Source organism: Neisseria sp. CP9 (genome assembly GCF_047758525.1).
Taxonomy (GTDB): domain Bacteria; phylum Pseudomonadota; class Gammaproteobacteria; order Burkholderiales; family Neisseriaceae; genus Neisseria.
In genome coordinates, this window is record NZ_CP180502.1 from 953137 (window position 1) to 966173 (window position 13037).

Below are 13037 nucleotides of genomic sequence, written 5' to 3' on the forward strand. Positions count from 1 at the left end.
AATGAAAAGATTGTTTATATTTGCTATAACTTGCTTTACTGCGAGCTGTACTGTCACACCAAAAGTCGAATCATTACCTGATGCAGAATTTCATCAACCTTATTCAATAAGAGTAAATTTTAGCGATGGGCATAGAACATATCCTAATTTTTTCCATGCAAACATTACGCCTGACGATTCGGGTTTATCTGTTTCCCCTGTGACTGGGAAATGGGATAATGAAATAGTTATTTCAGGAACACCTAAAGTGAATCAAGAAATTTCAATTAAAATATCTTATTTAGTTGATAAAATAATATTTCAAGATAATAGAAAGACAAAATTTTATAGGATAAAGGTTAAAGAGCAATCTAATTAATTAGATAGTATGGGAAAGTCTTTTATGTAGCCCGCAACTGGGCGGGATAACTAACCAATACAGTAGGTTAAAAGACATAGTAAATTTAAAACCTGTTTACTTAGAAAAAGTAAACGTAACTTGAATTGAAAATCTAACTTTCAAAAAGGTCGTCTGAAAAAGTTTCTAAAAGCCAGCTTTGGGGCAATTGTGTTTAAAAGTTTGTGAAGTATCAGCAAATTATGGAGGATATTTAAGTATGATGAAGAAAGTATTTATCTTTTCGGCCGCAATAGCGTTATCCGGTTGTTTTGCCGGTAAACATAAAGTTCAGGCATTACCGGACGCAGAATTAAATAAGCCATATTTCATAGAATTAAATGTAACTAAATATGCTGCTTATCCCGATAATTTCAGGGTGAAAATGGATCCTCTAAATTCAGGGTTGACTGTAAAACCCACCGATGAGTGGTATGATACGGTTCATATTTCTGGAACTCCACAGACCAAACAGGATATTACGATTGAAATCTCTTATTATATAAGAGGGTCAGGAGGATTTTTGGGATTGGGAAAGAAGAATCATAAGAAATTTTATCAGATAAAAGTTAAAGAATAAGTTAAAGTTATATGAAGGTTTAGTTTAGATGGCTTTTCTCTAAGAAAGGATTGTTCATATTTCAAGAAAGCACTGTGTTATTTACATAACAGGCGTAGGTTGAATCGCAAACCTAACTTTCACAAGGGTCGTCTGAAAGTTTTCAGACGACCTTTTTACTAATGGCAGTCGTCCTGTTCGATTATTCATACAACAAAAGAAACGGAAGATGATATATCTGTTTCGCCAAGAGAACCGGATACACTATCCGTCCAAATCCGTTGTGAACATAGGAAAAAGAAAATGAAAAGATTGTTTGTATTGGCTCTCGCTTGCTTCACAGCGAGCTGTACTTTAACCCCAAAAATCGAATCATTGCCTGATGCGAAATTTAATAGGCCATATTCGGTAAGCGTAAATTTTACCGGCGGGCTTAGATCATACCCTGACTCTTTTCGTGCAACTATTACGCCTGACGATTCGGGTTTATCTGTTTCCTCTGTAACAGGAAAATGGGACAATGAAACGGTTATTTCCGGAACGCCAATGACCAAACAGGATATTACGATTGAAATATCTTATTATGTAAGAGGTGCAGTAGGCTGGTTTGAAAGTAAGGACCAGAAGAAATTTTATCAGATAAAAGTTAAAGAATGAGTTAAAGTTATCTGAAGGTTTAGTTTAGATGGCTTTTCTCAAAGAAAATATTATTCATATTTCAAGAAACACCGTGTTGTTTACATAACAGGCGTAGGTTGAATTGGAAACCTAACGTTCTCAAAGGTCGTCTGAAAAACTTTCAGACAACCTAAAATACATCCTCTTCAAGCGATAATAAAAGTTAGTCTCTATAAGACGGCTGTCCCTGCCACAAAAATACCGCGAAGAAGCCCAAGTCGCACCAACATTTCTACGAAGAAAATGGTTAGTTTGTTATCTAATTCAGATACTGAAATACAAGATTCTCATTTTCGTGTAGGTGTAAGGTAGGAATGACTTACGTCCCCATGGGTAGGGACGCCGTATCATACAGGTTATAAGCCATAAAGATGTTTTTTTTCATACTATTAGAATAGCTAAGGGTAAACTAAAGATATTCATGATCAAATTGAAAATATTAAATAAAATGAAGCAAAAAAATTACTTCTTACTGATTGCTCAAATTTTGCTAAATCTTCCGTCATTGATATTTTTGACCATATGGCTCATAAAAATAACAATAGTGATGGATGCAGAATTGTTTTCATATTTACTTACATTCATTAAATTATCAAGCTATATTGCAATTCTGTTTTCAGTAGCTACTCTGATAAATTTACTCTTTATGAGAGATATAAAAACCCTAGCAATTTCAGTACTCATAAGTATATTTACATTGTTATTCAGTGCATATACCTTAAGTTCATATGCCTGCAATTCTTTTTATGGATATTACATGTGTTTGGTTCGTGATTATATTTTTAAAATCATTCACTAAATAACAAGCACAATCCAAATAAGCAAGTGTAAGTTAGTAAGCGTAGGTTGGGTTGAAAACCCAACTTTCACAAAGGTCGTCTGAAAAACTTTCAGACGACCTAAAACATCCTCTTCAAGCGATAACAAAAGTTAGTCTCTACAAGACGGCTGTCCATGTCACAAAATATCGCGAAGAAGCCCAAGCTGCATCGGCACTGAAGATGAAAGAGGTAACTAAGTGTCCAGATTACTAATCTATACAATTTTAGGTGCGAAACAAGAAAACCTGTAACCTAATCGGCATCCTGCGTGAAATGGCCGATGAGGAAGGCAATATTGTTTGGAGCGGCGACTATAGCGGCTGGGGCAAACTGACCCAAGAAGGTCGTCTGAAAATGGATATACATCAACCCTTCCGTCTGCAGAATCAGCATTATGATGAAGAAACTGGGCTACATTACAACTTCTTCCGCTACTATGATCCGGAGATTGGACGGTTTACGCAGCAGGATCCGATTGGGTTGCTAGGGGGGGGAAAATTTATATGCATTAGCTCGGAATGCTATTTCTTATATTGACCCACTAGGATTATCATCTAATGATTATGTTGATGAGTTTGGAGATTATTATGGATTTACTGCTGCAACAGTAAAGGGGGAAGCCAGTAGTATTCTAATTCTTAATCGTACTTTAGATGATATGATAGCGTTTGGACTAACGGATACAGATCAATTTTTTCATTGTACTGCATTTTGCAAAGTCTCCAAGTCAATTGCACCAGATAGAGGGTTTGCTTTAATGTATGGCAGAGCGAAAGAAGTTAGAGATTGGGTAAAACATCTAACTGGCTCATATGGTGATCCTAAAAAAAGGTTAACAGACTCTGAAATGATAGATGATATGAAAAAAGATATGAGTGTTAACGAATATGGTTTTAAATGCCCTTCAAATCAAACATGTGCAGAACGATGTGAAAAATATTTAAATCCAAATCATCATAAAACAAAAGAAGTATTAAAAAATAAAGGATATTTATGAATAACTTTAAGAAGTTAACTTTAATCTTTATTGGGTTTTTGACTGTAATAATAGCATCGTTAATGTTTATGTTTGATTATAGTTATTATCGTGATTACTATTATCACACACCTGATGAATTCTTAAATTCAGAATCATTTTCTTGGTACATTGATATTTTTCCCAAAAGCAGTCGCAATATATTCTTGAGGACTTTTGTTGAAACAAGTGGAATGATCGTTATTTTTGAAGCAAATACAGCGGATGAAATACCCTTTTCCCAACTTTATCCTATAACCTCTAAAGGGATAGACTATTTAAAAGACTTCAATATTCCAACTTCCCAAATACAACCTTTTTTGGATAATGGTAAATTATATTGTTATTTTTATTCAAACAACTCGCCTTACTTAGTCAGTAAATACTATTCAAACAATCCTGATCTAGTACATTATATGTTTATATCACTCCGATCCGAGAATGCTTTAGCGCTTTGTCCTTCAAATACTGTTAAAACACATTAGACTACTTCGGATTCAAGTCTCATCTCAGGTTTATCATGCAAAAAAAAATCATTATATTTTCTACACATACTAAAAAATGGACATCAATTCTCTTATTAATATCTACTTGCCAAGTATTGCTTTATTCATTCTTTTTATTTTTCTTGTTATTGAGTGGAAAAACGACGTAGAACTGAGAAAAAGAATGCCTGCAATAAATAGTTTCGATGAGCTATTTGGCTGCACTGGCTTAGGTGGTTCTTCCTCATAGTAATCAATCTGACTTGAATTGAACTTCCCTAATTATGCAGGACAGCCTTTTGATTAAAACCGCAATTAACCTTGAAAAGATGCACCCATGAAGAAATTTATTAAATTATCTTTAATATCTTTAGGCATAATATCTGCAATCATATTTATACCATTTCTGATATTAAGGTTCAGCTATGATCAACATCATGATGATTATTACAAAACTCCTGATGAGTTTTTAAATTCCAAGTCATTTTCATGGTATATTGATATTTTTCCTAAAAGCAGTAGCAATATATTCTTGAGGACTTTTGTTGAAACAAGTGAAATGATTATGATTTTTGAAGCAAATACAGCGGATGAAATCCCCCTTTCCCAACTTTATCCTATAACCTCTAAAGGGATAGACTATTTAAAAGACTTCAATCTTCCAACTTCCCAAATACAACCTTTTTTGGATAATGGTAAATTATATTGTTATTTTTATTCAAACAACTCTCCTTATTTGGTCAGTAAATACTATTCAAACAATCCTGATCTAGTACATTATATGTTTACATCACTCCGATCCAAGGAAGCTTTAGAGCTTTGTCCTTCAAATACTGTTAAAACACATTAGATCAATCCTGATTCAAATACCATCTCGGGCTTAGGATTCAAAAAATTATTATATTTTCTAGATATAATAAAATATAAAAAATGAATTTATTGATGTTACTTATTCATGACCCATTTTTTAATTTTATAGAAACGATTTTATAGTAAACATAAATTGAGTTGAAAGCCCAAATCTCAAAAAGGTCGTCTGAAAACCGTTTAAATCCAGTTAAACCGGTTTTCAGACGACCTTTTTTCTTAAAAGCCTCCCTTACTTCAACGCTGCCAGACATTCCTTCACCAATGCCGGACCTTTATAAATCATGCCGCTGTACACTTGGACGGCGGTTGCGCCGAGGCGGATTTTTTCTGCGGCGTCCTTGCCGTTCATAATACCGCCGACGCCAATAATCGGCAGCTTGCCGTCTATGTGTCCCGCCAATGTTTTCAGCACTTGGTTGCTTTTTTCGCGCACGGGCAGACCGCTTAAACCGCCCTGCTCACCTGCGAGCGGATGGCTGCCGAGGCTTGATTTGTCAATGGTGGTGTTGGTGGCGATGATGCCGTCCATTTCGACGGATTTGACGACGTGGGCGATGTCTTCGATTTGTGCTTCATCTAAATCGGGAGCGATTTTGACGGCGAGTGGGACGTATTTTCCGTGTGCGGCGGCAAGCTGCGCCTGTTTATTTTTCAGGGCTTCGAGCAGCGCGCTCAGTTCGTCGCCGCCTTGCAGTGCGCGGAGGTTTTTGGTGTTGGGTGAGGAAATATTGACGGTAATGTAACTTGCGTGTGCGTAGGCTTTTTCGAGGCAGATTAAATAGTCGTCGGCGGCGTTTTCGATGGGGGTGCCGGCGTTTTTGCCGATGTTGATGCCCAATACGCCTTGATAACGGCTTTTTTCGATGTTTTGAATCATGGCGTCGATGCCGTGGTTGTTGAAGCCCATGCGGTTGATGATGCCTTGGTGTTCGGGAACGCGGAAGAGGCGCGGCTGCGGGTTGCCGGGCTGCGGCTTGGGCGTTACCGTGCCGATTTCGAGGAAGCCGAAGCCGAGCGCGCCCAATGCGTCTATGTATTCGCCGTTTTTGTCGAGTCCGGCAGCAAGACCGACGGGGTTGGGCAGGTTGATGCCCATGAGTTTGACGGGCTTGGTTCGGTTGTCGAAAATCGGAAGCAAACCGAGTTTGTACACTTTGTTGAGCGCGTCGAGAGTGAAATGGTGGGCTTTTTCGGCATCAAGTTTAAACAACAGGCTGCGGGCTAAGGAATACATGGGATTCTTTCGGATAATTGGCGAACTGCCGTATTTTACCCGAAACTGTTACTTGCCTGCGAAAAGGTCGTCTGAAACCTGATTTCCAGTTTCAGACGACCTTTTCTGTTTTATCCTTGCAAGTGTTTTGTTCAACTCAAGAGCATTTCCTGCATCAGCTTCATGCCCCATTGCCAGCCGCCGAGTGCGCCATTGAGCGTGCCAGAGTGTGGCGACAGGAGGAGGCGGGCGTTCCACAGGTTTGCTCGTTCTTCCGCCCAGTTACGCGGTGTGCCGTTTTGTTCGGCGATGACAAGCGCGGTGCGGCAGGGGCAACGGACACGCTGGAAGGTGTGTATTTCATCGTCGTGAAAGGCTTCGGGGCGCGGCGACACGAGGATGATGTTGGCGATTTTTTTCTGCGTCAGGATGTCGGTTTGGTAGAGCCACGCCAGAAAAGCGGATACGCCTGCGGCGTGTGCGACGATGGCGATGTGTTCGCCGTTGATGCCTTCAAACGCCGTCTGAATACTTGCCTGCCATTGGGTGATGCTTTGGTTAGCGGAAGCGGCAGCGGTTTGGACGACGGGATAACTGACCGCCCAGCGGTCTATCCACATTTCCGCTTCGTCCGCGTCACGTATCAAAAACAGCGTCAGGTCTTCGAGTTCGAAAGTTCGCATTTCAGACGACCTATTTGAGTAAATCGTTGAGCGTATAGGTAATCAAGATCGCGGCGGGAGCGCTTAAAACGGCGCAGGTGGCGAGGCAGATCAGGATGTTGGCAATCAACCGCCAACCTTTCCAGCCGAAACACTTGGCGGCAATCAGGAGGCAGGGCAGCGAGAACAGCAGCCACACCAACGCCCAAAGCGGATTTGCGCGGGTCATTTCAACCCAACCGGACATCCGCGCCAGCATGAATATCGTCCACACCAGCATAGGCAGTACAAACGCGGCGACCACCCATGCCGCGCCTATGCCGGTTTTACCATTCATGTTCCAATCGTATTTGCCGAAAACTTTATTGGGCAGCATAGTCGTACTCCACGACCAAAGGGGCATGGTCGGAAAATTTCTCGTCTTTATAAACATGCGCGGACACCGCTTTGGCGGCGAGTTCGGGCGTAACCATCTGATAGTCGATGCGCCACCCGACATCTTTCGCATACGCCTGTCCGCGGTTGCTCCACCAAGTGTAGCCCGGATTATCGGGATAGAGCGTGCGCCACATATCCGTCCAGCCGAGCGTATGGATGACTTTGCCTATCCATTCGCGTTCTTCGGGCAGGAAGCCTGAGTTTTTCTGATTGCCTTTCCAGTTTTTCAGGTCGATGTTTTGGTGGGCAATGTTCCAGTCTCCGCAAACAACAATGTCACGCCCTTCCGCCTTCATGGCTTCTAGCATGGGGTAGAACGCGTCTAAAAAACGGTATTTCAATTCCTGCCGCTCCGGCGCGCTGGTGCCGCTGGGCAGGTAAAGCGAAATCACCGACAACTTGCCGAAATCGCAGCGCACAAACCGCCCTTCCCTGTCGAATTCTTCAATGCCCATACCGATTTGCACATTGTCAGGCGCGCGTTTGCTGTACACCGCCACGCCGCTGTAACCGCGTTTTTCGGCGCAATGCCAATGGCCGTGCATCCCGTGCGGATTTTTCATTTCGTCGGACAAATCGGCTTCCTGCGCTTTGAGTTCCTGCACACAAACAATGTCCGCACCCGATGCGGCGATGTATTCGTAAAATCCTTTTTTGTAGGCGGAGCGGATGCCGTTGACGTTGGCGGAGATGATTTTCAGCATAATTGTGTGCTTTGGAATATTGGTTTAGGGGAAAAAACGGATTGTAACCGATATAGAGGAATTGCGACAAAACCGCTCTTTCTTTTCGCTACAACTGCTTGCGAATGCTTCAACATTGCCTTTGTGAACCCTCCATAAAAATAGGTCGTCTGAAAACGGATAACCAAACCGTTTTCAGACGACCTTTCCCCTTGGGGTGGTTTGACCATTCAAAACTCTGCGCTTTTTTCGTTTTTAAATACTTTCTTCTTGAGTAACAAGGCCCGTAAGATGACCAACTTTACCGTGCCGTTGCTACGCATCCGATATTTATACCGAAAGCCTTGGAATTTTGAATGTCTACACCCCTTGTAAAAAAGTAAATGCAACTTTCACTTTTTATTGTTTTTGACCGGCAAACGTCCCTACGATTTTACCGACCTGATAAACACCGGCTGTCTCTGCGGCTGCGGAACCGAAGAAACCGCCGTGTATTTCTGCCGTCGGGGAGACGGAAGAAAATCTGTTGCCGTTGATATCCGCGTCAACGGTGAGCGTTTTGTTGAAATAGCCGAGGCTGCCACTGACTTTTTTGCTTTCGAAATCGGCAGTCAGACGACCTGTACCGTATCCCTGCGCCAGAGTACCGCGCACGCTGACGGTCGATACGTCGTAAACCGCCTGTCCGATTTTCGGCATTTCTGCTTCACGGGTAAAATTACCGTTGAAGAACGCGTAATTGTTCTGCGATTCGGTCTTCACGATACCGGCAACCGCATCGGGTGTGCTGTGGTGCAGGACATAATTGCCGCCAAAATTGGCAAGGCGTTTATTCTCGGAACCGCCGACGCTGTCTCGCCAGCCGTTTTTAAAACTCTCGCCTTGTACGGCTGCAAGATCGACCTCTACGCCTTCGATGGTGATTTTGTTCCAATCGGCATGATTGAATGCCACTGCGGAATCAGAAGAATTGGTTCCGCTGAAAAATTGTTTGCCGGATTCCGGTTTTTCCGACTTCGCAGCTACCGGCAATTCTGAAGCAACGGTTGCCGCGGGCAGGGCTTGGGCAGAATTCGGATTTTGTGTCGGAGTGGATTGCGTACTGGGGGAAGAACTGCCGCCACCGCAGGCAGATAAGGCTGCAACACAAATCAAAGCAAGATATTTTTTCATAATGTTGTTCTTAAAATTGTTATCTGAGGAAGACAGGAACGCATTCTAAGCACAAACAATATGACTTTGTAATAAATATACCAAACGAGCAATTTTTACGACCAACGGCAATAATAAAGGTCGTCATAAAGTACAAGTTGACTTTCAGACGACCTTCTAACGACCTTTTTATCAGTGTTTAACTACATTGTTGGCGCAAAGCTTTCTCACGCTCCATCTGCACATTAATCTTATTCACCAAGTCCTTATCCAACAATTCGCTCTCATAATGATCCTGCACCGCATCCAAAGTCTGAATGCAGGCGGCTTTGTTGTTTGCCTGACGGTACGCATCGGCGGCATCGTTGGCGGCGGTCACTGTTTCAATCGGATTGAGGAAATCGCCGCACTGTTTCAGATAGTTTTGCTTGATGTCCGCTGCTTGTTCGAATTTTCCTGAACGTAAGGTCGTCTGAAAACGGTTTTCCATCTTTTTGACACCTTGTTGTGAACAAACCTGCGGCAGTTTGTAATAATCCGATGGGAAAGATACGCCCGCGCCACAATAATTGCCGCAGCCTTCGGCATCCACTTTTACCTCATCCCCCTTGAATTGGAACGATATTTGGCAGCCTTCTCCATCTTTCCAAACCTTATTCTTATCCATCTCGCCTTGTGCGCTACATATATGTCCGCGCTCGTTGGCAGATTCAATATTGAACTGGTTGCCGTTGATTTTCAGCCAATCGTAAGCAATGGGCTGTTTCGTTCGGTACTCCGCGGCGAATGCCACGCTGCCCATGCTCATCGCCAAAACCAAACATAAAACTTTTTTCATAAATATTCCTTTTCATTAAACAATACAGTCTGCCTGCAATAGAGGTCTCCATAGTACCCATAACGATTAGGCAAAGCCAGTTTGCTATAATACTACCTTTCTTATTTTCACCGATATCCGCCCGTACCATGCCATCCCCCGATTTCTCCCAAACCCTCTCAAAAGACCGCCATTTCCTTCGTTCCGCCTTCAAAAATCCCAACAAATACGGCGGCTTGTCCAAAGTCGAAGAAAAATACCGAAAATCGCATGAAATCTTTTTGAAGCGTTTGGCCGCCTTGCCCAAACCCGAATTCGACAACACCCTGCCCGTTCACGAGAAGCTCGAAGAAATCAAAAAAACCATTGCCGAAAATCAGGTAACGATTATTTGCGGCGAAACCGGTTCGGGCAAAACCACGCAGTTGCCCAAGATTTGTCTGGAACTCGGGCGCGGGGCGGCGGGGCTGATCGGGCATACCCAGCCGCGCCGTTTGGCCGCGCGCTCGGTGGCAGAGCGGATTGCCGAAGAGCTGAAATCGGAAATCGGCAGCGCGGTGGGCTATAAGGTGCGCTTTACCGACCACACCTCGCGCGATGCCTGCGTCAAGCTGATGACCGACGGCATCCTGCTGGCGGAAACCCAGACCGACCGTTATCTCGCCGCCTACGACACAATTATTATCGACGAAGCACATGAACGCAGCCTGAACATCGACTTCCTCTTGGGCTACCTGAAACAACTGCTGCCGCGCCGCCCCGACTTGAAAATCATCATCACCTCGGCAACCATAGACGCAGAACGCTTCTCCCAACACTTCAACGGCGCGCCCGTGCTGGAAGTGAGCGGGCGCACCTACCCCGTCGAAATCCTCTACCGCCCGCTGACCAGCAAAGACGAAGACGACGCGGAAGTGGAGCTGACGGATGCGATTGTCGATGCGGCGGACGAATTGGCGCGACACAGCGAAGGCGATATTTTGGTATTCCTGCCGGGCGAGCGCGAAATCCGCGAAGCCGCCGAAGCCCTGCGCAAATCCACACTGCGCCGCAACGACGAAATCCTTCCCCTGTTCGCACGCCTGTCGCACGCCGAACAGCACAAAATCTTCCACCCCACAGGCGCGAAACGCCGCATCGTGTTAGCAACCAACGTCGCCGAAACCTCGCTCACCGTGCCGGGCATCAAATACGTCATCGACACCGGCCTCGCGCGCGTCAAACGCTATTCCGCACGGGCGAAAGTGGAGCAGCTTCATGTCGAAAAAATCTCCCAAGCCGCCGCACGCCAACGCTCCGGCCGCTGCGGACGCGTCTCCGCAGGCGTGTGTATCCGACTGTTTTCAGAAGAAGATTTCAACAGCCGCACCGAATTTACCGACCCTGAAATCGTCCGCAGCAACCTGGCCGCCGTCATCCTGCGCATGGCAGCGTTGAAACTGGGCGATGTGGCAGCATTCCCGTTTTTAGAAATGCCCGATTCGCGGTATATCAATGATGGATTGCAGGTGTTATTGGAATTGGGGGCTGTGGAGGAGAATTAGATTGAAAACAGGCTACCTGAAAATGTGAAGCAGCCTGCACTTTTAAGGTTAAATTGAATAAAGTTCAGATGACTTAAACGTAGAAAACCAAGCGGTCAGCTAACTGACGGCTTGGTTTTTGACCCACCCCTGACCCTAATTCTTACAACGGTGTTTCAGGTATTCGGTTTCCCTTTCTCCTAGCTGTATTCACAGCAACAGTTGTAAGCCGAGATTTTGATTTACCTTTGCGCTATGAATGCAAACAGGCATTTCATAGGGCTTAATCAATAATCATGATGATAAATCGTCAGGCTTAATACTGCCCAATGGATAGCATTTTATTTAAGGCTGCTTTCCTGCCTTGGGGGTTTAAGGTATTTTACCATGAAGCCTGATATTCAATAATATCGTTTACAGAGAATCCATGATTTAACAAGGCTTGCCGAATGAGAAAAGGTAAAGATTGAGTATATCCAGGGAAGGTACGACAAAATTCCAACCAAAACCCATCTATATTTTCAATATCTTTACTACTTAATTTATCAAAAAAGCGAAGTAACTCGCTAATTCCTATTGATTGATTTAAAATAGTTTGCCATGTCGCTGCTTCTAAACTTTTATCATAATCGCCATAAATTTTCTCTTTTAAGATTATATAAAATTGTTCATTCCCTTGATAATGAATGATAAATTTATATTTTGGTACAAATTTATTATAGCCTTCTTTTTTACTAATAAGAAGACTAAAAATTATTTTTCCTTCTACTTTAATAAATTCAATTTTAGATGTCTCTGAATTTTTGCGCCAATACAGCTTGAATGTGTTCCTACGTAACTTGTATCCGAATAAATCCAATAAAGGTTTTAGCTGCTGCTCTGTGCCTAATTTTTCACCCTTACTCCATGCACTCACAACTGATTGCTGTGTACGGCAAGTTTTGGCAATTTCAGTTTGCGTCCAACCATTATTCAATGCCAATCTGACGAGTTCTCTCGTCTGCTTGAATGGCTTTTTCTTTGTCTTTTCAGATTGTGTTTCTGTCTTTTCAGTTTGTTTGTTTTCCATAATACCCCCAATATGCCAATTAAAATGGCGATACCAAGTATAATATCGCCATTTATAGGCAAGGCAAAGGCTATTTTTTGCCTTTACCGCTATTCACAGGATTTTGTGGATTCATCTGCCAGCCACGATTTCCCTGATTTTGTGAATACGTTTTATTTGTTCCTGACGTGCCTTTATTAGCATTGCTCATGTTTGATTGATGATTGGCTTGTTTATTGCTCATTTTAGTTCTACTCCTGAAAAAGATATTTAATCTGCTTGGTGAAACTGTGAATTGCTTTGCAATCACTTGGTGTTGATGGGATTGCAATTCTACGGTTATTTGGTGCTACCAAAATATTGTGCTTTTTCCTATTTTGTATTTTCCACCCCCTATTTAGTAGTGAATGAATAAAAGAATTGATTTTTGAATTGGTGCTAAATTTTTTCATGATTACCCCCATGACGATAGGTAGCATCATAAAAAATTCGTAGCAAAAGTTCCATTGATAAAAAGTTGATAAATTTTGATATTTTATGATATTTTGTAATTTATTGATATTTAATGATTTTAAGATAGACATTCTATGAATTTAAAATTTACTTCTCGTTTTTTGAAAAACAATCTGTAAACAGATAGCTGTAAAGAATACCGTTGCCGAGCCCCCAAACCCAGCCTGCAACTTTTATTATGAAC

At 42.7% G+C, this 13037-nt stretch carries 15 protein-coding genes; 7 read left to right on the plus strand and 8 right to left on the minus strand.

Going from position 1 to position 13037, the window contains the following annotated elements; all coding sequences use genetic code 11:
• Nucleotide 1 precedes the first annotated feature (1 nt).
• From ACMYUL_RS04455 to ACMYUL_RS04480, 6 genes are all read left to right on the plus strand, one after another.
• Nucleotides 2-358 (plus strand): hypothetical protein, encoded by a 357-nt coding sequence (locus ACMYUL_RS04455; protein WP_415772287.1) that lies wholly within the window; start codon nucleotides 2-4, stop codon nucleotides 356-358.
• Between the two features lie 238 nt (nucleotides 359-596).
• Entirely contained in the window at nucleotides 597-956 is a 360-nt protein-coding gene (locus tag ACMYUL_RS04460) for a hypothetical protein (RefSeq protein ID WP_415772289.1), read from the plus strand.
• A 282-nt stretch (nucleotides 957-1238) separates the two neighbouring features.
• Nucleotides 1239-1592 carry a hypothetical protein gene (locus ACMYUL_RS04465; protein ID WP_415772291.1) on the plus strand — a complete coding sequence of 118 codons (354 nt, stop codon included), beginning with the start codon at nucleotides 1239-1241 and terminating at the stop codon, nucleotides 1590-1592.
• A gap of 1115 nt (nucleotides 1593-2707) precedes the next feature.
• On the plus strand, nucleotides 2708-2971 hold the full coding sequence (locus ACMYUL_RS04470) for an RHS repeat domain-containing protein (RefSeq protein ID WP_415772879.1): 264 nt from the start codon (nucleotides 2708-2710) through the stop codon (nucleotides 2969-2971).
• Nucleotides 2972-3191: 220 nt separating this feature from the next.
• Nucleotides 3192-3431 carry a hypothetical protein gene (locus tag ACMYUL_RS04475; RefSeq protein ID WP_415772293.1) on the plus strand — a complete coding sequence of 80 codons (240 nt, stop codon included), beginning with the start codon at nucleotides 3192-3194 and terminating at the stop codon, nucleotides 3429-3431.
• A gap of 840 nt (nucleotides 3432-4271) precedes the next feature.
• The gene (locus ACMYUL_RS04480; protein WP_415772294.1) at nucleotides 4272-4784 is read left to right on the plus strand and encodes a hypothetical protein; all 513 of its coding nucleotides are present in this window, start codon (nucleotides 4272-4274) and stop codon (nucleotides 4782-4784) included.
• A gap of 249 nt (nucleotides 4785-5033) precedes the next feature.
• Here the strand turns inward: ACMYUL_RS04480 and ACMYUL_RS04485 are convergent, their stop codons facing one another.
• The 6 genes from ACMYUL_RS04485 to ACMYUL_RS04510 form a co-directional block, all read right to left on the minus strand.
• The gene (locus tag ACMYUL_RS04485) at nucleotides 5034-6038 is read right to left on the minus strand and encodes a quinone-dependent dihydroorotate dehydrogenase (protein WP_415772296.1); all 1005 of its coding nucleotides are present in this window, start codon (nucleotides 6036-6038) and stop codon (nucleotides 5034-5036) included.
• A gap of 131 nt (nucleotides 6039-6169) precedes the next feature.
• Complete coding sequence (locus tag ACMYUL_RS04490) at nucleotides 6170-6700, minus strand: alpha/beta hydrolase (protein WP_415772298.1); 531 nt, start codon at nucleotides 6698-6700, stop codon at nucleotides 6170-6172.
• A gap of 10 nt (nucleotides 6701-6710) precedes the next feature.
• Nucleotides 6711-7055: a hypothetical protein gene (locus ACMYUL_RS04495; protein ID WP_415772300.1), complete on the minus strand. Its 345-nt coding sequence runs from the start codon at nucleotides 7053-7055 to the stop codon at nucleotides 6711-6713.
• Nucleotides 7042-7821, minus strand: a complete 780-nt coding sequence (locus tag ACMYUL_RS04500; protein WP_003758273.1) for an exodeoxyribonuclease III — start codon at nucleotides 7819-7821, stop codon at nucleotides 7042-7044. Before ACMYUL_RS04500 ends, ACMYUL_RS04495 begins: the two co-directional genes overlap by 14 nt.
• A 378-nt stretch (nucleotides 7822-8199) precedes the next feature.
• Nucleotides 8200-8973: a transferrin-binding protein-like solute binding protein gene (locus ACMYUL_RS04505; protein WP_415772302.1), complete on the minus strand. Its 774-nt coding sequence runs from the start codon at nucleotides 8971-8973 to the stop codon at nucleotides 8200-8202.
• 178 nt (nucleotides 8974-9151) lie between these two features.
• Complete coding sequence (locus tag ACMYUL_RS04510; RefSeq protein ID WP_415772304.1) at nucleotides 9152-9790, minus strand: acid shock protein; 639 nt, start codon at nucleotides 9788-9790, stop codon at nucleotides 9152-9154.
• A gap of 128 nt (nucleotides 9791-9918) precedes the next feature.
• Between ACMYUL_RS04510 and hrpA the strand changes: the two genes are divergently transcribed.
• Complete coding sequence (gene hrpA, locus ACMYUL_RS04515; protein ID WP_083299433.1) at nucleotides 9919-11313, plus strand: ATP-dependent RNA helicase HrpA; 1395 nt, start codon at nucleotides 9919-9921, stop codon at nucleotides 11311-11313.
• A gap of 361 nt (nucleotides 11314-11674) precedes the next feature.
• Here hrpA and ACMYUL_RS04520 read toward each other — a convergent pair whose 3' ends face one another.
• The gene (locus tag ACMYUL_RS04520; protein ID WP_070515320.1) at nucleotides 11675-12361 is read right to left on the minus strand and encodes a hypothetical protein; all 687 of its coding nucleotides are present in this window, start codon (nucleotides 12359-12361) and stop codon (nucleotides 11675-11677) included.
• Between the two features lie 70 nt (nucleotides 12362-12431).
• Nucleotides 12432-12584: a hypothetical protein gene (locus ACMYUL_RS04525; RefSeq protein ID WP_164741881.1), complete on the minus strand. Its 153-nt coding sequence runs from the start codon at nucleotides 12582-12584 to the stop codon at nucleotides 12432-12434.
• Between the last annotated feature and the right edge of the window lie 453 nt (nucleotides 12585-13037).

Bases quoted from the DNA above. Each gene is read 5' to 3' on its own strand.
- ACMYUL_RS04465 (WP_415772291.1), top strand. From the start codon at position 1,239: ATGAAAAGATTGTTTGTATTGGCTCTCGCTTGCTTCACAGCGAGCTGT.
- ACMYUL_RS04470 (WP_415772879.1), top strand. From the start codon at position 2,708: ATGGCCGATGAGGAAGGCAATATTGTTTGGAGCGGCGACTATAGCGGC.
- hrpA (WP_083299433.1), top strand. From the start codon at position 9,919: ATGCCATCCCCCGATTTCTCCCAAACCCTCTCAAAAGACCGCCATTTC.
- ACMYUL_RS04460 (WP_415772289.1), top strand. From the start codon at position 597: ATGATGAAGAAAGTATTTATCTTTTCGGCCGCAATAGCGTTATCCGGT.
- ACMYUL_RS04475 (WP_415772293.1), top strand. From the start codon at position 3,192: ATGTATGGCAGAGCGAAAGAAGTTAGAGATTGGGTAAAACATCTAACT.
- ACMYUL_RS04500 (WP_003758273.1), bottom strand. From the start codon at position 7,821: ATGCTGAAAATCATCTCCGCCAACGTCAACGGCATCCGCTCCGCCTAC.
- ACMYUL_RS04525 (WP_164741881.1), bottom strand. From the start codon at position 12,584: ATGAGCAATAAACAAGCCAATCATCAATCAAACATGAGCAATGCTAAT.
- ACMYUL_RS04520 (WP_070515320.1), bottom strand. From the start codon at position 12,361: ATGGAAAACAAACAAACTGAAAAGACAGAAACACAATCTGAAAAGACA.
- ACMYUL_RS04485 (WP_415772296.1), bottom strand. From the start codon at position 6,038: ATGTATTCCTTAGCCCGCAGCCTGTTGTTTAAACTTGATGCCGAAAAA.
- ACMYUL_RS04505 (WP_415772302.1), bottom strand. From the start codon at position 8,973: ATGAAAAAATATCTTGCTTTGATTTGTGTTGCAGCCTTATCTGCCTGC.
- ACMYUL_RS04480 (WP_415772294.1), top strand. From the start codon at position 4,272: ATGAAGAAATTTATTAAATTATCTTTAATATCTTTAGGCATAATATCT.
- ACMYUL_RS04495 (WP_415772300.1), bottom strand. From the start codon at position 7,055: ATGCTGCCCAATAAAGTTTTCGGCAAATACGATTGGAACATGAATGGT.
- ACMYUL_RS04490 (WP_415772298.1), bottom strand. From the start codon at position 6,700: ATGCGAACTTTCGAACTCGAAGACCTGACGCTGTTTTTGATACGTGAC.
- ACMYUL_RS04510 (WP_415772304.1), bottom strand. From the start codon at position 9,790: ATGAAAAAAGTTTTATGTTTGGTTTTGGCGATGAGCATGGGCAGCGTG.
- ACMYUL_RS04455 (WP_415772287.1), top strand. From the start codon at position 2: ATGAAAAGATTGTTTATATTTGCTATAACTTGCTTTACTGCGAGCTGT.